The following is a 21,856-nucleotide window of genomic DNA, read 5'->3' on the forward strand; positions in this document are numbered from 1 at the left end:
GAAGGAGCGTGGTTGCTTCGTTTGGGACCGCCCACCCGATATGCATCGCGCAATGGTAAAATCACCGGTTAATAGAAATCTTCATTAAAGGCTTCATCCGTGCTCTCTACCGCGAATATCACCATGCAGTTCGGCGCCAAGCCGCTGTTCGAAAACATCTCCGTCAAGTTCGGCGACGGCAACCGTTATGGCTTGATCGGCGCCAACGGCTGCGGCAAGTCGACGTTCATGAAAATCCTCGGCAACGACCTCGAAGCGTCGGGCGGCACCGTCATGCTCGATCCGAACGAACGCCTCGGTAAATTGCGCCAGGACCAGTTCGCGTTCGAAGAGATGCGCGTGCTCGACGTCGTCATGATGGGCCACACGGAACTGTGGAACGCGATCTCCGAACGCGACGCCATCTACGCCAACCTCGAGGCGACCGACGACGATTACATGCACGCGGCCGAACTGGAATCGAAAGTGGCCGAGTACGATGGCTATTCGGCCGAAGCGCGCGCGGGCGAACTGCTGCTCGGCGCCGGCGTCTCGATCGAGCAGCACCAGGGCCCGATGAGCGCGGTTGCGCCAGGCTGGAAGCTGCGCGTGCTGCTGGCGCAGGCGCTGTTCTCGAACCCGGACATCCTGCTGCTCGACGAGCCGACCAACAACCTCGACATCAACACCATCCGCTGGCTGGAAGACGTGCTCAACGACCGTAACTCGACGATGATCATCATCTCGCACGATCGTCACTTCCTCAACCAGGTCTGCACCCACGTCGCCGACATGGACTACGGCACGCTGAAGGTCTACCCGGGCAATTACGACGAATACATGTTTGCCTCGACCCAGGCGCGCAACCAGCTGCTGTCGAACAACGCGAAAGCGAAAGACAAGGTCGCCGAACTGCAGGAGTTCGTGCGCCGCTTCGCCGCCAACAAGTCGAAGGCGCGCCAGGCAACGTCGCGCGCCAAGCAGATCGAGAAAATCAAGGTCGAGGATCTCAAGCCGTCGTCGCGCGCCTACCCGTTCGTGCGTTTCGAGGCCGAAAAGAAGCTGCACCGCCTGGCGGTCGAAGTGGAAGGCATCTCGAAAAAATACGAGCACCAGCTGTTCAAGAATTTTTCCATCATGGTCGAGGCGGGCGAGCGCATCGCCATCATCGGCGCCAACGGCGCCGGCAAAACGACGCTGCTGCGCACCATCGGCGGCGACGTGAGCGGCCTGAAGCCCGATACCGGCCGCGTCAAGTGGGCGGAAAACGCCAACGTCGGCTACATGCCGCAGGATCCGACGGAAGAATTCCCGACCGACGCCGTGCTGACCGACTGGATCGGCCAGTGGACGAAAGAGGGCGACGACGACCAGGCCGTGCGTTCGATCCTGGGCCGTCTGCTGTTCGGCGGCGACGACGTCAAGAAATCGGTGAAGGTGCTGTCCGGCGGCGAAAAGGGCCGCATGATGTACGGCAAGCTGATGCTTGGCCGCCACAACGTGATGCTGCTCGACGAGCCGACCAATCACATGGACATGGAGTCGATCGAGTCGCTCAACATCGCGCTGGAAAAGTACACCGGCACCCTGATCTTCGTCTCGCACGACCGCGAGTTCGTGTCGTCGCTGGCGACCCGCATCCTCGAGATCAAGGAAGACGGCATCACGGATTACCTGGGCAACTACGAAGATTACCTGAAAAGCCAGGGCATCGACTAACCGAGGCGGAGAGCCAATCAGCAATGAACATCATGCCGATAACGAAGTTCGAATACGACCATCCGCAGGCAGGCCAGAGCTGTACCGCGCAGGCCTGGGCGCGCGCGCCGGAGACGCCATCCGCCGACGAGCGCAGCATGCTGAAGGACAAAATCCGGCGCCTGCTCAAGCAACGCGAGGCGGTGCTGGTGGCCCATTATTATGTCGACGCCGACCTGCAGGACCTGGCCGAAGAAACCGGCGGCTGCGTCTCCGACTCGTTGGAAATGGCGCGTTTCGGGCGCGACCATCCGGCCAAAACCCTGGTCGTGGCCGGCGTGCGTTTCATGGGCGAGACGGCCAAAATATTGAGCCCCGAAAAGCGCATCCTGATGCCAGATCTCGACGCCACCTGTTCGCTCGACCTGGGCTGCCCGGCTGACGAATTCGCGCAATTTTGCGACCAGCATCCGGACCGCACGGTGGTGGTGTACGCCAACACCAGCGCGGCCGTGAAAGCGCGCGCCGACTGGATGGTGACGTCGTCGATCGGCCTGGACATCGTCGCCCACCTGCACGCGCAGGGCAAGAAGATCCTGTGGGCGCCGGACCGCCACCTCGGTTCCTACATCCAGAAGAAGACCGGGGCCGACATGCTGCTGTGGCAGGGTTCCTGCCTGGTGCACGACGAATTCAAGGGCATTGAACTCGATTTGCTGAAAGCTGACTACCCGGCCGCAAAAGTGCTGGTGCACCCGGAGTCGCCGGCCAACGTGGTGGCGCTGGCCGACGTGGTCGGCTCGACTACCCAGTTGATCGACGCCGCCCGCAGCATGGATGCGACCACTTTTATTGTCGCCACCGACAACGGCATCCTGCACAAGATGCGCCTCGCCGCGCCCGGCAAGCACTTCATCGAGGCGCCGACCGCCGGCAACAGCGCCACCTGCAAGAGCTGCGCGCATTGCCCGTGGATGGCGATGAACGGCCTGCGCAACCTGGCCGACGTGCTGGAAAACATGAACAACGAAGTGTTCGTCGAGCCCAATATCGGCAAGCAGGCGGTGCGTTCGATCGACCGCATGCTCGATTTCGCGGCGGCGAAAAAAGCCCGTGCCTTGCCAAGCGGCGAACTGGCGAAAGAAGCCGTATTGTTTTCAGGAGTCGGTCCCGCATGAACTACTTTAACAATATGAGCAGCAATTTACGTAATCCCTACAATGCATTCGACGCGGCGCTGCAGTCGGCGTTCGAATCGAACCTGCTGGCAGCATTACTGGAAGACATCGGTAGCGGCGACGTGACCGGCCTGCTGGTACCAAGCGACACCCGCGCGCGCGCGCGCGTGATCGTGCGCGAGGACGCGGTGCTGTGCGGCGCGCCGTGGTTCGACGGCGTGATGCAGGCGCTGGACGACAATACGCAAGTCGAATGGAATTATGCTGAAGGCGACCTGATGCTTGCCGGTAGCGTCGTGTGCAGCATCGACGCGGCGCCGCGCTCGCTGCTGACGGCCGAACGGGCCGCGCTCAATTTCCTCCAACTGATGTCGGGCGTGGCGAGCGCGACCCGCCGTTACGTCGACGCCGTGGCCGGTACCAAGGCGGCGATCCTCGACACCCGCAAGACGCTGCCGGGCCTGCGCCAGGCGCAAAAGTACGCGGTGCGGGTCGGTGGCGGCAAGAACCAGCGCATGGCCTTGTTCGATGGCATCCTGATCAAGGAAAACCATATCGCCGCGGCCGGCGGCGTTGGCCGCGCACTGGCGGCAGCTGCCGCGTTGAACTCCGGCAAACCGGTGCAGATCGAAGTCGAGACGCTGGCGCAATTGTCGGACGCGCTGGCGGCCGGCGCCACCTCGGTGCTGCTGGATAATTTCGAGCTCGACGCGATGCGCCAGGCGGTGGCGCTAAATGCCGGGCGCGCGCTGCTGGAAGCTTCCGGCGGCGTCAGCTTGGACAGCGTGCGGGCAATCGCCGAGACCGGCGTCGACCGCATATCGGTCGGCAGCCTGACCAAGGACGTCAAGGCGACCGACTACTCGCTGCGGATCGTCGATTAAGAGGCAACACTGCAGAGGTTGTATTAAAAAACGATCATGGCAGGATCAGTGTCAGCTCAACCGGAAGATTGCCACTCTGCACCGACCGCACCACGCTATCACCCTCACCCCCCGACCTCACCACGCTCGCCGCTGCCCAGCGCGCAGCGCCGGCAGCAGCCGTTCGGCCGAGCCGTCGATCTTCAGGCTGAACAAATCGTCGGCGCGGGTGATGCCGAGGTTGATCGCGGCGATCGGTTTATTCATTGCCGCCGCCATCCGGCAAAAGCGGAAGCCTGAGAACACCATCAGCGACGAACCGACCACCAGCAGCGCGTCGGCCGCTTCCATCGCCGCCAGGGCCTGCGTGGTGCAGGCGGGGGCGACGCCGTCGCCGAAGAACACGACGTTTGGTTTCAGCGTGCCGCCGCAATGGACGCAGTCGGGAACGTGGAATCGGGCCAGCGCATCGGGCTCGAAGTGGGCGTCGCCGTCCGGCGCGGCGCCAATGTCGGCGCCAGAGGCTGGTATCCCCGGGTTGAGTTCTTCCAGCAAATCTTGCACGAACCGGCGCGAAAAGCCGGCGTGGCAGTCGAGGCAGACGACGCCGTGGATATTGCCGTGCAATTCGATGACGTCATGGCTGCCTGCACGCTGGTGCAGGCCGTCGACGTTTTGCGTGATCAAGCCGCCGAGCCTGGCGTCGGCCTGCAGCTCGGCAATCGCCTGGTGGGCCGGGTTCGGCGCCGCGCGCGCGAGGGCAGGGTAGCCGACCATGCTGCGCGCCCAGTAGCGCTTGCGCACCGCCTCGAACTTGCGGAACTCCGGCCCTTGTATCGGCGCCTTGCCGCGCCGGATACCGTCGGGGCCGCGGTAATCGGGAATGCCCGACGCGGTGCTGATGCCGGCGCCGGTCAGCACCAGCACGCGGCGCAGCGGCGCCAGGAAGCGGGTCAATTGATCGACCTGGCCTTGTTCATCCGGGCCGGTCGGGCGCATGTGCATATATTGCATATTAGTCAAATTTAACCTAGGATCGGATCTTTCCAATTTAACAGAAAGCTTCAACATGCGCTGCTTCGTCCTGGCCTCGATCCTTGGTTCCATATCGACGGCAAGGCGCAAAATTACGGCGTCGAGGTGTGGCAGATGATCAAGGTCGCCGACGACAAATGGAAAATCGCCAGCGTGATGCGGCCGAGGCCCTGGGCAAATCCTTCGACATCGTTGACGCGGTCGGCGAACTATAGGCTCCGGGCAATTGCGGCAGCGTGCGTTTGATTGGCACGGCAGGGCGGTTCTTGCGGTCAAAAATGAAAAACTCGCGGCAGCCTAACGTGAAGCCCATGCAATGCCGCCGACGATCAGGGCAAAAGCGGCAATGTGGTACAGCTGCGGCAGTTCACCCAGGAAAGCCGACGACATTAGCGCCGCGAACAGCGGCGTCAGGTTGGTGAAGAAGGCGCCGACGGTGGGTCCGGCACGCTGCACGCCGGCGCCCCAACAGCGCATTGCGATCACCGCCGGGCCGATGGCGACGAACAGCAGCGCCGCCACCACCTGCCAGCTCCAGTCTATGTGAACGTCCCGCACCGACCATTCGATCCCGGCCAGCGCGCCGGACCAGAGCACGCCGTAGATCACTTGCGCCAACAGGAAGGCGGCCCAGTCGGCGCGCACGCCCGGCCGGTCCCTGGAATGCAGCTTGCCAGATTGAAGCAGCAACCAGCTGTAGAACGACCAGCAGATCGTCGCCAGGATCATGTAGCCGTCGCCGGCGACGAGCCGCAGCGCCGCCAGCTGGCGCCATTCGCCGCGCGAGAGCACCAGCAGCACGCCGGCAATCGACAGCGCGGCGCCGACCAGCTGGCGGGGCCGCGCCGGCATGCCGAAAAACAGCCCGCCGACCAGCAGCATCCACACCGGCATGCCGGCCGCCACCAGGGTGACGTTGATCGGCGTCGAGGTTTGCAGTGCCAGGTATTGCAACGAGTTGTAGAGGCCAACGCCGAGCAGGCCGAGCAGGCTGTAGCGGCGCCAGTGTTGCCACAGCCCGCTGCCGGGCCGCAGCATGGCGCGCCCGAGCGGCAGCAGGATCAGCAGCGCGATCGACCAGCGCAGCAGGTTCAGCGTCATCGGCGGCACCGCATCGCGCACCAGCCGCCCGACGATGGCGTTACCGGCCCACAGCAGCGGTGGAACGGTCAGCAGCAACGCGGTGGAAGCGGTCAATGTGCGGTTCATGCATTCTCGAAATTAAAAAACCCGCCGGTCAGCGGGTTGGGTCTCGGTAGCGAAGTCGTTCAGCGCCGCGGCGGCGTCAGCACGCTGGGCAGCGCCTTCGGCAAGGTGGCCGGATAATCGCGACTGAAATGCAGGCCGCGGCTTTCGTGGCGCGACAGCGCGCTGTTGACGATCAGCGAGGCCACCTCGACCAGGTTGCGCAGTTCGAGCAAGTCGTGCGAGATGCGGAAGTGGTGATAATACTCGTCGATTTCTTCCTTCAGCAGCGCGATGCGGTGCTGGGCGCGTTCGAGCCGCTTGGTGGTGCGCACGATGCCGACGTAATTCCACATAAAGCGGCGCAGTTCGTCCCAGTTGTGCGAGATGACCACTTCTTCGTCGGCATTGGTGACCCGGCTTTCGTCCCACAGCGGCAACGCGGGCAGCGTGAATTTCGGCTGGGCGGCGACGAACTGGGCGCAGGCGCGGCCGACCACCAGGCATTCGAGCAGCGAGTTGCTGGCCAGCCGGTTGGCGCCGTGCAGGCCGGTGCAGGCGGTTTCTCCGACCGCGTACAAGCCTTCGAGGTCGGTGCGCCCGGAAAGATCGGTGACCACGCCGCCGCAGGTGAAGTGCACCGCCGGCACCACCGGGATCGGCTGCTTCGTGATGTCGATCCCGAGTTCGAGGCAGCGCGCGTAAATGGTCGGGAAGTGTTCGATGAGGAAATCGGCCGGCAGGTGGCTGATGTCGAGGTTGACGTAGTCGACGCCGCGCTTTTTCATCTCGAAGTCGATGGCGCGGGCGACGACGTCGCGCGGCGCCAGTTCGCCGCGCTCGTCATGCATCGGCATGAAGCGGGTGCCGGCGGCGGCGCCCGCTTCGGGCGGCAGCAGCAGCCGCCCGCCTTCGCCGCGGATCGCCTCCGTGATCAGGAACGACTTGGCGAACGGATGGTACAGGCAGGTCGGGTGGAACTGGATGAATTCCATGTTCGACACGCGGCAGCCGGCGCGCCAGGCCATCGCAATGCCGTCGCCGGTGGCGGTGTCGGGATTGGTGGTGTACAGGTAGGTCTTGCCGGCGCCGCCGGTGCACAGCACGGTGTGCTCGGCTTCGAACGTGAGCACCGCGCCGGTTTTTTCATCCTGCACGTACAGGCCGAGGCAGCGCGGCGCCACCGGATGGCCGGCTTGCGGGTGTTTGGCGACCAGCTTGTCGGAGCTGATGACGTCGATCGCGCAGTGCTGCTCGAACAGCGAGATATTCGGATGGGCGCGCACCTTTTGCTCGAGCGTGAGCTGCACCGCGTGGCCGGTGGCGTCGGCGGCGTGGATGATGCGGCGCTGGCTGTGGCCGCCTTCTCGCGTCAGGTGGAAGCCCATCTCCGCGTTGGCGTCGCGGGTGAACGGCACGCCTTGCTCGATCAGCCATTCGATCGCTTCGCGGCCATGCTCGACGATGTAGCGGGTGGCCGCCTCGTCGCACAGGCCGGCGCCGGCGACCAGGGTGTCGTCGATGTGTTCCTGGAAGCTGTCGCCCGAATCGAGCACGGCGGCGATGCCGCCCTGGGCCCAGTTGCTGGCGCCATCTAACAGGGCGCGCTTGGAAATGATGGCGACTGTACGGGTCTGCGCCAGGTGCAGGGCGACCGACAGGCCGGCCAGTCCGCTGCCGACAATTGCGACGTCAAATTTCATGGTTGCTCACGCTGGGGTGCACAAAAGCACCACTATAATCTATTTGCCCGGGCGCCGCCGACCCGCATGGAGCTCGTGGGTCGAGCCCGGGCAGGGCGCTTGACCGCGCATGCTCCGGAACTCGGGCTTACCAGGACATGATCCAGTTGGCGCTCGCTTCGGCGACCTGGGCGCGCCACTTGTGGCTGGCGAAGGTGTGGCTGGCGCCGCTGACGTCGATCCGCCTGGCGCGCACCTCGTGGCGTGCCATCACGCGGGCAAATTCGGCCGCCATCAGGTCGTCGCCGGAAAGGATCACCAGCACCTGGCCCGCGTACCTGGCCAGGCTGTCGGCCACTCGCTGCGGCAGCGGCGCGGCGCCGGCGAACACATTGCGCTTGCCGTCCGGGACCTTGTTCCAGACCGCCACGTCGTCCAGCTGCGTGCGGACCCACGGATTGAGCAGCACCAGGCCGCACACGCGCTCGTCGGTGGCTACGTAGAGAGCGGCGGCGGCGGCGGCATCGCACAGGCCCCAGATCACCACCTCCCGCAATTCCGGCATCTGCATGAAAAATTCTTTCATGGCAGCGCGGATGTCGTCGTCGATCCGTTCGAAGCCGCGCGGCTCGCCTTCGCTGTCGCCCATGCCGCGGCGATCGAAGCGCATCACGGGCAGGCCCCGCTGCGACAGGCCGCGCGCCAGCATGGTGAACTGGCGATGGCTGCCGACCCGGTACTGCGGCCCGCCGGTGACGACCAGCACGCCGCGCGGCAGCGGGCGTTCGGGCACCTCGACAATGCCGACCAGGCCGCTGCCATTGCAGTTGAACCTGAGCGCGCGTCCCTCGGCATTCATGATGGGGCGGGGGCGAACACGCTGGAGGTGGCGGCCAGCAGGGCCGGGCATTCGGCAACGTCGTTGATGGCCCAGAACGGCGCGCCGTCGATCGCGTGGAAGTGCAGCGTCACGCCGAGCGGGGTCCAGTGTCGGGCCAGCCGCGCGGTGCCGGCCGCCAGTTTGCGCGCGGCCCGCGCCCCGCTGGCAAACCAATGCACATCGCAAGGCAGCGGCCTGATGTTGACCGCGTCGCAGGCATCGATCCCCTTGACCATCGTGCTGTCGAGTTCGTAGCCGGCCACTTCGAGCCGCCCGCGTATGACCAGTTCCGCGCGCAAGGCGGAAGTGCTGCGCGGCGCCAGGGGGGCGCCGTGGTCGGTGCCGGCGGCCAGCCGCAGCCGCAGGAACTGGTTGATGCAAGTGCGTCCGTTCATGAACGGCTGCCACAGGATGATGGATTCGACCTTGCGGGTGGCGGCGAAATCGAGCGCCAGCAAGCCGCCCAGGCGCACGCCCCACAAGTGCAGCGGCTGTCCGCTGGTGCGTTCGGCCAGCCATTCGGCCGCCACCGTGAGGTCGCGCTTCCATTGCTCCCAGCGGCCGGAAGAAAATTCGCCGCAACTGTCGCCGCAGCCGAACAAATCCATCTGCAGCACCGCATAACCCATCGCGGCAAACGCGCGCGACTGCTGCGCGGCCATGCGACGGCTCCTGTTCATTTCTTCGGCAAACGGGTGCACGTACAGGATGGCGCCGCGCGCCGGCAGGCCCGGATTGGGCGGGTAATACAGGCAGAAGCGCGTGCCCGGATCGACGTTGAAGAAAAACGGCAAGGCGTGCGGCGTGGCGGGAAGTGGGGCATTCATGACTGACGCATCTCCAAGACGATTGTGGCCAGGCTGCCGACCGTGACGATGACACCGATCACGGCCGTCGAACCGGTTTTCGGCACACTACCGGGCGGCACACTACCGGGCGGCAAAAAATCGGCGCCCGAGGGGGCAGTGGCAACCCCGAGCGGGTCGCCGAGGATCAGCTTGACGGTGTCAAGGTGTTTCATACGCTTCCTTTTCGCAAAGGTTTGATGATTTTTGTCTATCTATAATATGAATTAGACACCCCTCAAATTGCGCCGTTCTTGATAGCGCACAAGCAAGCGACTCAGCGGTATTGATGGGTCAGTGTCGATCAGCGAGCGGGGCTTGTTCTCAATCATGGATTCTTTACGCAAGGCATTTTCAAGCAAGCCATGCTCGGCACCGGCTGCAAAATTGACTCGTAGGCACTCTATAAGCACCGGTACCTGCACCCGGTGCCGGCGCCGTCCGCGATCTACAAGGGACGCAAGCGCGAAGATCTGCCGGCGCCTGCTGTATGGCGAGTAATGGGATGCGGCGGCGCCCTTGATCCGCATCACGTGTTTCCCGTCCGTCATCTATAGCATGTCCAGCATGTCACGCTATTTTTGCTTGCGATCGGTTAGGTCGGGGCGCCGTGGGCGGTGGACGGCGAGCAGCGAGCAGCGCCAGCGTGCTGGATTGACGAACTGAACTCGCGCGCCGCAAGCTGGCCGCGGCCCTGTCGCACTGAACGAAAGAAGCCGATGCGTGTAGGCATATTGTCATACCCGATGCTGTTCCAGCGCGACGGCAACCTGCAGGTACAGGTGCGCGCGACCGTGGCCGCGCTCAACCGGCTGCCGCCGCTACCGACCGGCGCGCGGATCGAGGCCGAACTGGTCGACCCGTTCCGTTCGCGTCTCGACGACTACGACGTCGTGCACGTGTTCGCCGCGGTCAACGGCAACCACCGCATCGTCGAGGAAGCGGCCCGGTTGCAGGTGCCGGTGGTGCTGTCGGCGCTGGTGGCGCCCGGCTGGAGCCGGTCCGACGGCACCCGCGCGCGGATCGCCGACCGGCTGCTCGGCAACCTGATCGGCGCGGATGTGCAGACCAGCTATTCGCAGATCCGCCATGCATTGCATTTGGCCAGCCTGGTGGTGGCGCAGGGCGAGCCGGAACGGCAGGCGATCCGCACCGCTTTCCTGATCAATCCGGCCAAGGTGCGCGTGCTGCCGAACGGGGTCAGTCCCCACTTTTTCGACGCCGAGCCCGCGCTGTTCCGTTCGCGCACCGCGATTCATGGCCGCTTCGCGCTGATGGTTGGCCCGGTCTCTCCCTACAAAAACCAGCTTGGCATCGCCCAGGTGTTGTCCGAGATGGCACTGCCGTTCGTCGTCATCGGTGAAGCGCTCGAGCGCGATACCGACTACCTGCGCCAGTTGCGCGCTGTGCCCGGCGTGATTTGCATGGGCGCGCTGCGCCAGCAGCAGCGCATGCTGGCCAGCGCCTACGCCGCGGCCACCGTGTTCGTGCTGCCCAGCCAGGGCGAGCCGCAGCCTCAGGCGGTGCTCGAAGCGCTGGCAGCCGGCACCCCGGTCATGATGACGGAGGAAAGCGGGATCGCGCTGCCGCACAGCGAATTCGCGCTGCGCATGGTGCGTTGGGACGACAGCCGGGCCCAGAAAAGCGCGCTGCTCGACCTGCTCGACGCGCCGCCGCAGCGCGAGCGGGTGCGCACGCTGGTGCGCTCGCATACCTGGGACAGCGTGGCCCTGCAGCTGGCCGATTGCTACGCCGATGCGCTGGCGCAGCGCGCTCACTGTCGACTCAGTGCGGGTTTGCCCCAGCAGGCGCCGGTATAGCGGCCCATAGCGTCCCACACTGACCATCGGGCAGCCACGCGCCATCGCCCCGAGCAGGCGCTGCACGATGACGCCGGCCGCCGCGGTTGCGGTCGGGCTCGACCAGGCCCGGGTGCGGGCCGGTCAGTTGGGTAGTGCGCCAGCCCATTGCGCGCTGCTGGCGCAGGATCGCCATGGTGCGCCGCGCGTAGGCGCTGTTGCGCGGTGGCGAATGGTCCGGCATGTCGCGGCCATGCGCCCTGATCTGGGCGTGCTGCTCGCTGCTGCCCCTCAGGCAGACGATGGCATGGCGGTAGCGCTCTGGCGGCATGTGCCGGATCAGGTTGAACAGGCCGTGTTCCAGCGCGCCTGCTTCGAGCTGGTGGACCAGATGCACTACCAGCCTGGATTGTCCTGCTGTCGCTGCCATGATCTACTCCGCAGTTGAAGGTTGTACTTCGCAAGGAACCGAAGGCGGGTCAGCGGCGGCAGCCGCCGCGGCGAATCGATAATGACCATGCGCCAGCCCGCGCAGAGGAACGGCTTGAGCATGCTTGGGGTATCGGAGAAGTTCTCTGTGTTGGGCGGCAAAACCCGCAATGACCTCGGCTGCGCCACAGACTGATGATAAAACCGGCAAGCTTTCGGACTTGCTTAACTGCGGCGCCGTTGATTGGCATCAAGAATTTCTTGTCGAACCGTTGCGTCGGCACCGGCCTGGCCGCGAACTTATTCCCGGTGTTGGCCGCGATTTGTCTAAAGGCAAACAATGTTGTCGTCGCGCGAACTCGACTACGCATGACTCTGTCTCACCCTCACAACGTACGTGCGCCCGATATCGGCGCGGGTCGACAACCGGAGGACGACAACATGATGCAAGAAGAATTGCCGATTGCAACGTTCGCGGCGCCCGCCTGCGTGCGCAAATTGTGTACGGGCCAGCGCGCCAGTGGTGCCGCGCCCGCGACCGCGCCGGGAACCGGACTCGACGCTGAACTGGAACGACGGCCCGACATGCAGGTTTTCCATATCCGGATGGCTAATTCGACGGGTCGGCGCGAGGAGGCCAGTGTGCTGATCCGCAAGATGTACGATTGGCGCGGTTACGCTTTCGAGCCGTCGCTGCTCAAGGAACCGAGCAAGATCACGCTGTACGCCGAGACCGGCGGCGCGGTCGTGGCCACCATGAGCCTGTGGCTGGACAGCCCGATCCTGCTGCCGGCCGACGACAACTTCCGCGACGTGCTCGACCATTTGCGCGCCGAGGGCCGGCGCCTGTGCGAGCCGTCGCGGCTGGCGATCGACAAGGGCGTGACGAAACGCGTGTTTGCCGCGCTGATCCATATTTCCTACCTGTATGCCCGAGTCGTCCATTGCTGCTCGGACTACGTGATCGAGGTCAATCCGCGCCACGTGATGTTTTATCAGCGCATGCTCGGCTTCGAAGGCGTTGGCACCGAGCGCCCCTGCACCCGGGTTGGTGCGCCGGCAGTGCTGCTGCGCCTGCCTTTGGCGCGGATGGGCGACCAGATCCGCACGTGGGGCGGGCGCATGGAGCAGCAAGGCGAGGACCGTTCGTTCTACTCCTATTTTTTCCCGGCCAGCGACGAGCCGGGCCTCACCGGGCGGCTGCGTGCCGGCCTCAATTGAAGGAGGGCGCGATGGCTGAACAGGACGTTGAAAAGGACGCTGACGACGGCGGCCGCGGCGCGGCGCTGCTGCGGGCGATGCGCGCGGCAGTCGGCGCCGCCTACGTGCGGAGCGATGCCGCCACCTTGAACCGCTATGCGCGCAGCACTGCCTCGCGCAGCACGCTGGCGCTGGCGGTGGTCAGCCCCGGCTCGCGCGCCGACGTCATCGCGCTGGTGGCGCTGGCGCGCACCCACCACACTGCCGTCTATCCGGTCAGCACCGGCAAGAACTGGGGCTACGGCGACGCCTGCGCAGTTACCGATGGCCAGGTGGTGCTCGATCTGTCGCGCATGAACCGCATCATCTTGGTCGATCCCGAGCTGGCGTACGCGGTAATCGAGCCCGGCGTCACCCAGCAACAGCTGGCCGACTACCTGCACGCGCGCGGCATTGCGCTGCAGATCGACTGCACCGGCGCCGGCCCCGACACCAGCTTCATCGGCAATATTCTCGAGCGCGGCTTCGGCCATTCGCCGTACGGCAACCGGCTGCAGTATATCGCCGGGATGCAGGTGGTGCTCGCCAGCGGCGAGGTACTCGACACCGGCTTCGGCCATTATCCCAACGCGCGCACCACCCACCTGTTCCCGTACGGCGTCGGGCCTTTCCTCGACGGCTTGTTCAGCCAGTCCAACTTCGGCGTCGTGACCCAGCTGGGCATCTGGCTGATGCCCAAGGCGGAATGCGTCAACCATTTTTTATGCATGGTGCCGGCGCATGCCGACATCGGCCCCGTCGTCGATGCGCTGCGCCCGCTGCGGCTGGACGGAACCTTGCGCAGTATTGTCCATATCGGCAACGACTTGCGGGTCATCTCGGGCGGCATCACCTTTCCGCGCGACCAGGCCGCCGGCCAGGCGGCGCTGCCGGAGGACCTGCGCCTGCAGCTGCGGGCCAGGGCGGGCGCCGGTGCATGGACCGTGTCGGGTGCCTTGTACGGCAGCAAACTGCAAGTGGCGGCGGCGCGCGCCGCGCTGCGCCGGGCGCTGCGCCCCACAAAGGCAAGGTCGACATTTCTTACGCCGCAAACACTGAGCCGCGGCGCGCTGTTGGGACGGTTGCTCGGCATTGTCGGCTTGGGCGCCCCCCTGCGCGCCAAGGTGGGGCTGGGCGAAGCGCTGTTTGCCATCAACCGCGGCGAGCCGAACGGGCGCTTCCTGGCCGGGGCTTACTGGCGCCGGCGCGGCGGCCTGCCGGCCGGTTTCCCGCAACAGGCCAACCCCGCTGTCGATAACTGCGGCCTGCTGTGGGTGTCGCCGATCCTGCCGATGCGCGGCGCCGACGTGCTGGCCCTGCATGCGCTGGCGGCGCCGATCTTCGCCAACTACGGCTTCGACCTGTTTGTCACGTTCAGCATGATCAACGAGCGCGCGCTGGGCGGCGTGCTGACGGTGGCGTACGACAAGGAAGACCCGGCCGAGACCGAGCGCGCCAAGGGGTGCTACCGCGCGCTGTTCGATGCCGTGATGACAGCGGGCTACATTCCCTACCGGGTCGGCATCCAGTCGATGGCAGGGCTCGACCCGCACGGCGACGTATTCTGGCGCGTCGTCAGCCGCATCAAGGCGGCCCTGGACCCGGACGGCATCATCGCGCCGGGGCGCTACGAGCCGGCGCGGGCCGGGGCGCGGGTATGTCAATTTCCCCAACAAGGAAGAGGGCCGGCGCCGCGTGCATAAGCCGCCGGCACGCGCCGCGCGCCGGGTGCCGGGCTGAGGGCTTAGGGCGGATTACGCCGTGTCGGCAACACCCGTATCACGCCGCGAAAATCCACCGTGTGCAGCGACACCGGGCGGCGCCAGATGCGGGCGACATACTCGACTACCCGCTCGGCCTGCGCCAGGTCGAGCCCGCGGCCGTCGCGCAGGTGATCGTGGCGCAGCTCGAGGCAGCCGTCGGCACCGACGCTGGACACGGTAACGCAGGGCGCGCCAAAGTTGAACTTTGGCGCCAGGATTGCTTCACGGATCGCGTGCAGGTCGCGGCTGACGATGCTCGTGTCGCCATCCTTGCGGGCTTGGTAGACAAACAGGTCGAGTTGCTCGGCCAGCTCGCTGTCGAGGTAGTTGCGGATGAACCCGCAATCGTCTTCCTCGCGGCAAATCTGGCGCGCTTTTTCGATGCCGTGGCGCTCGATGATGTGTTCCCACATCGAAAAGCCCAGGTGATACGGATTTAGCGACAGCGCCAGCTGCTGGCCGCTGGCGAACGGGCGCACCACGTCGGAGTGGGCCTTGATGGCCGACAGGTACAGGTCCGGCGGCAGGAAGTGCGCTTCGCGCAGCAGGCGCGCATGCCAGTACGAAGCCCAGCCTTCGTTCATGATCTGGCAGGCGTGGATCGGCTGAAAATAGAAGGCTTCCTCGCGCACCGCCAGCAAGATGTCGCGCTCCCAGTCTGCCATCTCAGGAGCGTACTGGGCCAGGAACCACAGCAGGTCGGGTTCCGGCCGCGGCGGCAAAGGCATACGCTGCGCAGCGCCCTGGGCTGCGTGCGGGGATGCGCACTGAGCTGCCGGGTGGTTGGCCGGCACGTCGGCTTCACCCGCCAGGCGCGCGTAGCGATCGCCGAACCGGTCCGCTGGCGCTGCCGATTTCAACCCGACGAATTCGGCGTAGCGGTCGCGGTGCAGCGGCTGGTCGACGTCGATGTGGGTTTCCAGCGCCAACGCCGCGTCGAGCACCGCTTCGACCCGTTGCTGCCCGTGGGCGGCCAGCGCGCGCTCGAGCCGATTGGAGCGTGCCGCGCTTTGTTCGAGGATGTTGCTGCCAGCCATCGCGATGAAACGGGTGAACAGGGCGTTGTTCTTGGCAAAGTCGGCGTGACCGAGCACGTGGGCGGTGACCAGCGTGTTTTCGGCCAGTGAATTTTGTTCGAGCATGAAGGCGCGGCAAGGGTCGCCCGGGAACATGACTTCGAAAATTTTCGAGTGGCCCATGTGCTGACGCACTAGATGGTGAAGGTAGCTCACCCCGAACGACCAGTGGCGCATGCGAACCGGCAGTCCGTACACGGCGATCTCGAGCATGAAACTGGCCGGCACCAGGTCGAAATGGACTGGGTAAAAATCCATGCCGAGTTCGATTGCCAGCGCCTCCAGCCGGGCGGTGTAGTCCGCCAGCTCGCCGTTGCCGCCGCGGCAGGCGCTCATCGGGCTGGCCCCCCCGGCGCATCGACGGCAACGGCGCCCGCTTCCTGCACAAAAAACTTGCGCAGCGCGCGCCAGACATCGTCAGGATTGGCCAGCACGCTGCTGGCAATCGGCAGGCCGCGCCGCTGCAGTTCGCCGCACAGCCGCCGCATCTCGGTGTCGACAGTACGCGGCATGCCGGGCAGGGTTTCGATGTAGCCGATGTAGTTCAGCATGCCGCCCAGTTCGGTCAACGCGGCGCTGGCGGGGCCGCGGTCTTCGGTAAAGTTCTCGCCGTCGGAAGCGTAGAACAGGTAGACGTTATCAATTGCCGCGTCGAGTTCGGCGCGCACCAGTTCCAGCGTGAGCCGCATCGCGCTCGAGGCGATGGTGCCGCCGCTGCCGGACACCTGGAAAAATTCGGCTTCGGTAAATTCCCACGCCCGCGTGGTGTGGGCGATGAAGCGGGTCGCCACCTTGGCATACTTGCGGCGCAGGCCATGGAGCGCGAAAAAAAAGAAGGACTTCGCCAGTTTGCGCTCGAGCTCGGTCATGCTGGCCGAAACGTCGATGACGAAAAACACTACCGCCGAAGTGCTGGGGCGCGATCGCGCGACGACCTGGCGAAACCGCAGGTCCCCGTTGACATACGGCACCGGGTTCTCTTGCGCGGCACGTCGCTTGATCGCCTCCTTGGCGGTGCGGCGCCGGTCCAGGCGCGACGGCGCGCCGTGCTTGTCCAAGCCTTCGCGCACCAGTTCCGGGGTATCGACGCGGGTGTTGGGCTTCGGTTTCAGGTCAGGGAGCTTGAGTTCCTCCCAGATCCAGTCCATCACTTCGTCGACCGAGAATTCAAGCAGCAGGCTCACTTCGCCGTCCGCACTGCCACCCTTGCCGCCATCGCCCCCCTTGCCCGGTTCGGCCGCGCCGGCGCGCGCCGGGTCAAGGGTCTGCAGGACGTCGCCGGGCTGGCCCCGGCCTTGGCCGACGCCGGCCCTGGCACGGCTGTCGGCCAGTCGGAAACGCGCGTGCTCGAGCATGCGCAGCGGCACCTGCACGGTGCGCGTGGCCGAGCCGGTAATCAGGTCCGGGCCGGCGATCAGCTCGGGCAGGTGGTCGTGCACCGCCTCGCGCACCTTGCTATTGTGGCGCAGCAAGTCGCGCGCTCCGCGCGAGAACAGGTCGTACCAGGCCGTGTCGATCGTTGCCGTCACCCGCTCCTCCATACAGGACAGTAAAACCAGTAACCCTGTTACTCTTGCGCCAGCAAGGTCGTCACGTAGTTCAGCGCTTCGCGCGCGCTGTGGCTGTCGTAACCGTATTCGTCGACCAGCCGTTTTTCCACCGCCGACACCTTGGTACGCACGTCATCGTCGGGGCGCCTGGCGGAACTGACCAGCCGCAACACGTCGCGGCGCTGTTCGAACAGGTAATGCTGCACCGCATCGTTGAGCTGCAAATGGCTGTCGAGGCCGAATTTGAGTCCGCGCTTGTAGGCGCCCATTGCCTTGCGCACGACTTCCTGGCGGAACGAGTGCTTGCCCGATTCAGAGACATGGATTTTTTCTTCGACCGCGCGCAGGAAGCGCTCGTCAGGGCGCCGCTCCTCGTTGGTGATCGGGTCCGTGACCTGGCGGTTGTCGAGCGTCGCCTCGACCTCGTCGAGGTATTTGTCGAGCAAGTCTTGCGCTTCCTGTTCGAACGACACGAACAGCGCCTTGTGGACGTCTTCCTTGACCCAACGGTTGTAGAAATCCTTGCGCGTGACGATCAGGTAATCGACCCACTTGCGCTTTTTCTTCGGGTCGATCCGGGCGTCGTTCTCGATGCCGTCCTTGAGCGCGAGCAGCACGTCCATCGTCGACAGGCTTTTCTGGTCCGACTGGATGATCGCGTTCGACAAGGCGTTGATGACGAAGCGCGGCGACACCCCGGCCAGGCCCTCGTCGGGCGCCTTTTCCCTTTGCTTGAGGCGGCGCGCGTCGGCGCGCGTCATGCCTTCGACTTCTTCGCCGGCGTGGGTGCGCACCTTGCGCACCTGTTCGATTTCCTTGTCGTCGCTGTCCTGGATGCGGCTGAGGATGGCGAACACCGCCGCCGCGTGCAGCACGTGGGGATCGAGGTGGACATCGCGGAACGCCGGCGCCGCCGACGCGATGAGTTTGTGGTAAATGCGCGCTTCCTGCTTGTAGTCGAGGGTGTACGGCACCTGGATGATGACCATGCGGTCGAGCAGGGCTTCGTTTTCGCTCTCCTGCAGGAACTTGCGGAACTCGGCCAGGTTGGTGTGGGCGACGATGGTTTCGTCGAGGTAGATCAGCGGGAAGCGCGACACCTTGACGTTTTTCTCCTGCGTCAACGTCAGCAGAAGGTAAAGAAATTCGCGCTTGACCTTGAGGATCTCGATCATTTCGAGCACGCCGCGGCTTGCCGCGTACACCGCGCCCGACCACGACCAGGCGCGCGGGTCGCCCTCGTCGCCGTATTCGGCCACCTTCGACAGGTCGACCGAGCCGACCAGGTCGGCCAGGTCGGCGGTGGTGGGGTCGTGCGGCGCATAGGTGCCGATGCCGCTGCGCCCGGCCTCCGAGATGAACAGGCGTTCGACCGGCATCTGCATGAAGTCGCCGCCGAAATCGTCTTCGAGGCGGACCCGGCAGTGCGGGCATAATTGGCCGGCGATGTCGATGCCGTAGGTGCCGCGGCAACTGGCGCGCATGCTGTGCGGCACCAGGTGCAAGGGCGATTCGTGCACCGGGCAGCCGGCGATGGCGTACTGCGCGCCGTCGTCGGTGTAGCTGTAATCTTCGAGCCCGCGCTTGAGCAGGATCACCAGGGTCGACTTGCCGCCCGACGGCGGCCCGAGCAGCAGCAACAGGCGCCTGCCCACTTCGGAACCGGCGCTGGCGGCCTTGAAATAATCGATGACCCGGTCGATGGCCTCGTCGATGCCGAACAGCTCGTCCTCGAACAGCTTGCAGTGGTAGTGACCGTCATTGTCTTGGATAAAGGTAGCGCGAATCATGTCCCAGATGTACTGGTGCGAGCTGCGCGCGACGCGCTCGGGCGCCTTGGCCAGGATTTCCTGCATGAAGGCTGAAAACTGCCCCGACCAGTGACGAGCCCGGTGCTGCCTGGCATGCAGGCCGAGGCTTTCGATAAAGCTGTCTTGCCGGTCCGATGGACAAGATTGAAGATCCTCGCTTGACGACGTCACGGTTCCTCCAGTATCGAATGAAAGTGACGACAGACCGCGGCCGCGGTCACTCATCGCCCGTCACAAGTATCAACGCAGCCGCGTTTGGGCCGGTGAGGAGCGTCAACAAGCCGGGCCGAACCTGTTGGCGGTTTGGCAGCCTAATGTCGAGAAAACGCATCGATGAAAGAGGTCACCGCGAAGGACCCGGTCCTGCGCGGTGAAGGCGGCAACATGTCAGTGAGGCCTAAGCCGGGTGCAGGAACCTGGCCGCGGCCAGAAAATCGGCGGCGCCGATGTCGGCCAGTTCGAGCGCTTCGGCCGCGCCATACTGCGCGAAATTGCGGTCGATCGAGCGCACGTAGGCCGGGTCGTAATGGTCGACCAGCAGCTCGTCGACCAGTTGCGGCATCCGGCCGCCGTTGGCCATCGCGTGCCAGCGGTCGATTTTGTCGCGCCCGTGCAGCTGCACCAGGCAGTCAAGCTGGGTGTTCAGCGTCGCCGGATCAAAGCAGAAATGATGGTAGTCCTCCATCAACAGCCGCACCCGGTTCGGCCGCGACAAGGTCAATGCGATGCAGGGCGAGGCCCGCATCTGCTCCATCACCGCGTCCGGTACGCGCAGGTTGCCGACCTTCTTGCTTTCGGACTCGACGAACACGGGGCGCGCGGGATCGACATGGCGCAGCTTGTCCCACACGCGCGTCTCGAACCTCTTTTGCGAAGGCTGCGGTTCGCCCGGCAAATTGCCCAGCACCGAGCCGCGGTGGGCAGCCAGCTGTTCCAGGTCGAGCACCTGGGCGCCGATCGCGTCGAGCACTTCGAGCAGCCGGCTCTTGCCGCTGCCGGTGGTGCCGCAGATTACCCTGAAGTCAAGCCGCGGCGGCTGCGTCAGCTCGGTGCTGACGTGGGCGCGGTAAGCCTTGTAGCCGCCGTCGAGCTGGATCGCCGGCCAGCCGATCTTGGCCAGCACGTGGGCCATCGCGCCGCTGCGGTTGCCGCCGCGCCAGCAATACACCAGCGGCTTCCAGTCGCGCGGCTTGTCGATCCACGATTGCTCGATATGACGGGCGATGTTGCGCGACACCAGCGCGGCGCCGACCTTCTTTGCCTCGAAGGCGTTGACCTGCTTGTACGTGGTGCCGACGCGGATGCGCTCGTCGTCATCCAGCACCGGACAATTGATGGCGCCCGGAATGTGATCGAGGGCAAACTCGGATTCGCTGCGCACGTCGATGATCGCATCGAACTGGCCAAGCACAGGCAATACGTCGGTGAAAGGGAGTAGTGCCGGATATTTCATCGTGCCTTGACAAGTGGGAGGAACTTTGGCCAGATATTGGCAAGAATGATCGGATGGGCCTGGGCCGTCGGATGCAGGCGGTCGGCCTGGAACAGCGCGGGCTTTTCCGCCACGCCTTCGAGCATGAACGGCACCAGCGGTGCTTTCAGTTGCGCCGACAGCGTCTTGTACATCGAAAAAAACTGTTCGGTGTAGGCGCGGCCGTAATTGGGCGGCATGCGCATGCCGACCAGCAGCACCTCGGCATCGTTTTTTTGCGCCAGCTCGACCATCGCCCGCAGGTTCGCTTCGGCGGCCGCCACCGGCAAGCCGCGTAAACCGTCGTTGGCGCCCAGTTCGATGACCACCAGCGCCGGGCGATGCTGCTGTATCAGGGCCGGCAGGCGTGAACGGCCACCGCTGGTGGTCTCGCCGCTGATGCTGGCGTTGACGATGGCGGCATTGATTTTTTCGGTCTTCAGTTTCTGGTCCAGCAGCGCGACCCAGCCGCTGCCGCGCGTCAGCCCATACTCGGCTGACAGGCTGTCGCCAAGCACAAGCACCGTTTTTGGTGCAGAATGGACGATCGTCGCGGCCAGCATCAGCACCGCGCCAAATATTGTTGAGCCTAGATACCTGGTGAGAAAAGCAAGCATGCGTGACATCCCGGAAGACTTTAAAAATTTAAATTCGAAAGATTTAAAAACAGTTGCGATCGACGTTGCGCCAGCGCCGGCCGCGATCGAAGTGCGCCAGCTGTCGAAACGCGTTGCCGACGCCAGCGGCGAACTTACCATCCTGCACAATGTGAATTTTACAGTGCAACCGGCCGAGACGCTTGCAATCGTCGGCGCCTCCGGTTCAGGCAAGTCGACGCTGCTGGGGTTGCTGGCCGGGCTCGACAGCCCGTCGAACGGCACCGTGATCCTCGATGGCGTCGACATCTTCGCGCTCGACGAGGACGGCCGCGCCCGCCTGCGGATGGCCAAGCTGGGCTTCGTGTTCCAGTCGTTCCAGTTGCTGGCCCACCTGACGGCGCTCGAAAACGTCATGCTGCCGCTCGAATTGCGCGGCGACGCCGGCGCGCGCGGCAGGGCCACCGAGATGCTGGGACGGGTCGGGCTGTCGAGCCGGCTCAAGCATTATCCGAAATTTTTGTCGGGCGGCGAGCAGCAGCGTGTCGCTTTGGCGCGTGCTTTCGTCACCGAGCCGCCGCTGCTGTTCGCCGACGAGCCGACCGGCAGCCTCGACGCTGCCACCGGCGAAGCGGTAATCCAGTTGATGTTCGAACTGAACCGCGAGCGCGGCTCGACCCTGGTGCTGGTCACCCACGACACCTCGATCGCGGCGCGCTGCGACCGCACCATCACGATTGCGGCAGGGCGCCTGGTCCAGAACGCCTGACAAAACCT

19 protein-coding genes are annotated in these 21,856 nt (G+C 65.0%); 7 read left to right on the forward strand and 12 right to left on the reverse strand.

Annotated features, from left to right (window positions below):
- Positions 1–99: 99 nt before the first annotated feature.
- From CR103_RS08560 to nadC, 3 genes are read left to right on the forward strand one after another with little or no spacing between them, the layout of a single operon-like run.
- Positions 100–1,698, forward strand: coding sequence for an ABC-F family ATPase (locus CR103_RS08560; protein WP_099915564.1), 1,599 nt, complete (start codon positions 100–102; stop codon positions 1,696–1,698).
- A gap of 23 nt (positions 1,699–1,721) precedes the next feature.
- The gene (nadA, locus tag CR103_RS08565; RefSeq protein ID WP_099915565.1) at positions 1,722–2,855 is read left to right on the forward strand and encodes a quinolinate synthase NadA; all 1,134 of its coding nucleotides are present in this window, start codon (positions 1,722–1,724) and stop codon (positions 2,853–2,855) included.
- A 14-nt stretch (positions 2,856–2,869) separates the two neighbouring features.
- On the forward strand, positions 2,870–3,739 hold the full coding sequence (nadC, locus tag CR103_RS08570; RefSeq protein WP_099915630.1) for a carboxylating nicotinate-nucleotide diphosphorylase: 870 nt from the start codon (positions 2,870–2,872) through the stop codon (positions 3,737–3,739).
- A 117-nt stretch (positions 3,740–3,856) separates the two neighbouring features.
- On the opposite strand, the gene CR103_RS08575 is transcribed toward nadC, so the two are convergent.
- The 6 genes from CR103_RS08575 to CR103_RS08600 form a co-directional block, all read right to left on the reverse strand.
- Positions 3,857–4,717: an NAD-dependent protein deacetylase gene (locus CR103_RS08575; protein WP_180279337.1), complete on the reverse strand. Its 861-nt coding sequence runs from the start codon at positions 4,715–4,717 to the stop codon at positions 3,857–3,859.
- Positions 4,718–5,050: 333 nt separating this feature from the next.
- Entirely contained in the window at positions 5,051–5,962 is a 912-nt protein-coding gene (locus tag CR103_RS08580; protein WP_099915567.1) for a DMT family transporter, read from the reverse strand.
- A gap of 59 nt (positions 5,963–6,021) precedes the next feature.
- A complete protein-coding gene (gene nadB, locus CR103_RS08585; protein WP_099915568.1) occupies positions 6,022–7,641 on the reverse strand; it encodes an L-aspartate oxidase in 1,620 nt (539 codons plus the stop codon).
- 127 nt (positions 7,642–7,768) lie between these two features.
- Positions 7,769–8,479 (reverse strand): hydrolase 1, exosortase A system-associated, encoded by a 711-nt coding sequence (locus tag CR103_RS08590; RefSeq protein ID WP_099915569.1) that lies wholly within the window; start codon positions 8,477–8,479, stop codon positions 7,769–7,771.
- Positions 8,476–9,327 carry a hydrolase 2, exosortase A system-associated gene (locus CR103_RS08595; protein WP_099915570.1) on the reverse strand — a complete coding sequence of 284 codons (852 nt, stop codon included), beginning with the start codon at positions 9,325–9,327 and terminating at the stop codon, positions 8,476–8,478. The genes CR103_RS08590 and CR103_RS08595 overlap by 4 nt, the downstream gene beginning before the upstream one ends.
- Complete coding sequence (locus tag CR103_RS08600) at positions 9,324–9,521, reverse strand: hypothetical protein (protein ID WP_099915571.1); 198 nt, start codon at positions 9,519–9,521, stop codon at positions 9,324–9,326. The genes CR103_RS08595 and CR103_RS08600 overlap by 4 nt, the downstream gene beginning before the upstream one ends.
- 543 nt (positions 9,522–10,064) lie before the next feature.
- Between CR103_RS08600 and CR103_RS08610 the strand changes: the two genes are divergently transcribed.
- A complete protein-coding gene (locus CR103_RS08610; protein WP_099915573.1) occupies positions 10,065–11,165 on the forward strand; it encodes a glycosyltransferase family 4 protein in 1,101 nt (366 codons plus the stop codon).
- On the opposite strand, the gene CR103_RS08615 is transcribed toward CR103_RS08610, so the two are convergent.
- A complete protein-coding gene (locus tag CR103_RS08615; protein WP_143752555.1) occupies positions 11,131–11,574 on the reverse strand; it encodes a hypothetical protein in 444 nt (147 codons plus the stop codon). The genes CR103_RS08610 and CR103_RS08615 overlap by 35 nt on opposite strands.
- 440 nt (positions 11,575–12,014) lie before the next feature.
- On the opposite strand from CR103_RS08615, the gene CR103_RS08620 reads away from it, so the two are divergent.
- The gene (locus CR103_RS08620) at positions 12,015–12,794 is read left to right on the forward strand and encodes an N-acyl amino acid synthase FeeM domain-containing protein (RefSeq protein WP_099915575.1); all 780 of its coding nucleotides are present in this window, start codon (positions 12,015–12,017) and stop codon (positions 12,792–12,794) included.
- An 11-nt stretch (positions 12,795–12,805) separates the two neighbouring features.
- Positions 12,806–14,515, forward strand: coding sequence for an FAD-binding oxidoreductase (locus CR103_RS08625; RefSeq protein WP_099915576.1), 1,710 nt, complete (start codon positions 12,806–12,808; stop codon positions 14,513–14,515).
- Positions 14,516–14,556: 41 nt separating this feature from the next.
- On the opposite strand, the gene CR103_RS08630 is transcribed toward CR103_RS08625, so the two are convergent.
- The 5 genes from CR103_RS08630 to CR103_RS08650 form a co-directional block, all read right to left on the reverse strand.
- A complete protein-coding gene (locus tag CR103_RS08630) occupies positions 14,557–15,987 on the reverse strand; it encodes a SpoVR family protein (protein WP_099915577.1) in 1,431 nt (476 codons plus the stop codon).
- Positions 15,984–17,180: a DUF444 family protein gene (locus CR103_RS08635; protein WP_229442941.1), complete on the reverse strand. Its 1,197-nt coding sequence runs from the start codon at positions 17,178–17,180 to the stop codon at positions 15,984–15,986. Before CR103_RS08635 ends, CR103_RS08630 begins: the two co-directional genes overlap by 4 nt.
- A 38-nt stretch (positions 17,181–17,218) precedes the next feature.
- Positions 17,219–19,183, reverse strand: a complete 1,965-nt coding sequence (locus CR103_RS08640) for a serine protein kinase (RefSeq protein WP_229442943.1) — start codon at positions 19,181–19,183, stop codon at positions 17,219–17,221.
- A 226-nt stretch (positions 19,184–19,409) separates the two neighbouring features.
- Complete coding sequence (gene mnmH, locus CR103_RS08645) at positions 19,410–20,465, reverse strand: tRNA 2-selenouridine(34) synthase MnmH (RefSeq protein ID WP_099915580.1); 1,056 nt, start codon at positions 20,463–20,465, stop codon at positions 19,410–19,412.
- The gene (locus CR103_RS08650) at positions 20,462–21,100 is read right to left on the reverse strand and encodes an arylesterase (RefSeq protein ID WP_099915581.1); all 639 of its coding nucleotides are present in this window, start codon (positions 21,098–21,100) and stop codon (positions 20,462–20,464) included. The genes mnmH and CR103_RS08650 overlap by 4 nt, the downstream gene beginning before the upstream one ends.
- Here CR103_RS08650 and CR103_RS08655 point away from each other — a divergent pair.
- On the forward strand, positions 21,099–21,848 hold the full coding sequence (locus tag CR103_RS08655) for an ABC transporter ATP-binding protein (protein WP_229442944.1): 750 nt from the start codon (positions 21,099–21,101) through the stop codon (positions 21,846–21,848). The two genes, CR103_RS08650 and CR103_RS08655, sit on opposite strands and share 2 nt — an antisense overlap.
- The last annotated feature ends 8 nt before the right edge of the window (positions 21,849–21,856 follow it).

It is taken from the genome of Massilia psychrophila (genome assembly GCF_002760665.1).
Classification (GTDB): Bacteria; Pseudomonadota; Gammaproteobacteria; order Burkholderiales; family Burkholderiaceae_D; genus JAFCUW01.

Coding starts and splice junctions, on each gene's coding strand:
- CR103_RS08575 (WP_180279337.1), bottom strand. CDS start 4,717: ATGCGCCCGACCGGCCCGGATGAACAAGGCCAGGTCGATCAATTGACC.
- CR103_RS08655 (WP_229442944.1), top strand. CDS start 21,099: ATGCGTGACATCCCGGAAGACTTTAAAAATTTAAATTCGAAAGATTTA.
- nadA (WP_099915565.1), top strand. CDS start 1,722: ATGAACATCATGCCGATAACGAAGTTCGAATACGACCATCCGCAGGCA.
- CR103_RS08630 (WP_099915577.1), bottom strand. CDS start 15,987: ATGAGCGCCTGCCGCGGCGGCAACGGCGAGCTGGCGGACTACACCGCC.
- CR103_RS08600 (WP_099915571.1), bottom strand. CDS start 9,521: ATGAAACACCTTGACACCGTCAAGCTGATCCTCGGCGACCCGCTCGGG.
- CR103_RS08610 (WP_099915573.1), top strand. CDS start 10,065: ATGCGTGTAGGCATATTGTCATACCCGATGCTGTTCCAGCGCGACGGC.
- nadB (WP_099915568.1), bottom strand. CDS start 7,641: ATGAAATTTGACGTCGCAATTGTCGGCAGCGGACTGGCCGGCCTGTCG.
- CR103_RS08590 (WP_099915569.1), bottom strand. CDS start 8,479: ATGAATGCCGAGGGACGCGCGCTCAGGTTCAACTGCAATGGCAGCGGC.
- CR103_RS08650 (WP_099915581.1), bottom strand. CDS start 21,100: ATGCTTGCTTTTCTCACCAGGTATCTAGGCTCAACAATATTTGGCGCG.
- CR103_RS08580 (WP_099915567.1), bottom strand. CDS start 5,962: ATGAACCGCACATTGACCGCTTCCACCGCGTTGCTGCTGACCGTTCCA.
- CR103_RS08615 (WP_143752555.1), bottom strand. CDS start 11,574: ATGGCAGCGACAGCAGGACAATCCAGGCTGGTAGTGCATCTGGTCCAC.
- CR103_RS08625 (WP_099915576.1), top strand. CDS start 12,806: ATGGCTGAACAGGACGTTGAAAAGGACGCTGACGACGGCGGCCGCGGC.
- mnmH (WP_099915580.1), bottom strand. CDS start 20,465: ATGAAATATCCGGCACTACTCCCTTTCACCGACGTATTGCCTGTGCTT.
- nadC (WP_099915630.1), top strand. CDS start 2,870: ATGAGCAGCAATTTACGTAATCCCTACAATGCATTCGACGCGGCGCTG.
- CR103_RS08620 (WP_099915575.1), top strand. CDS start 12,015: ATGATGCAAGAAGAATTGCCGATTGCAACGTTCGCGGCGCCCGCCTGC.
- CR103_RS08595 (WP_099915570.1), bottom strand. CDS start 9,327: ATGAATGCCCCACTTCCCGCCACGCCGCACGCCTTGCCGTTTTTCTTC.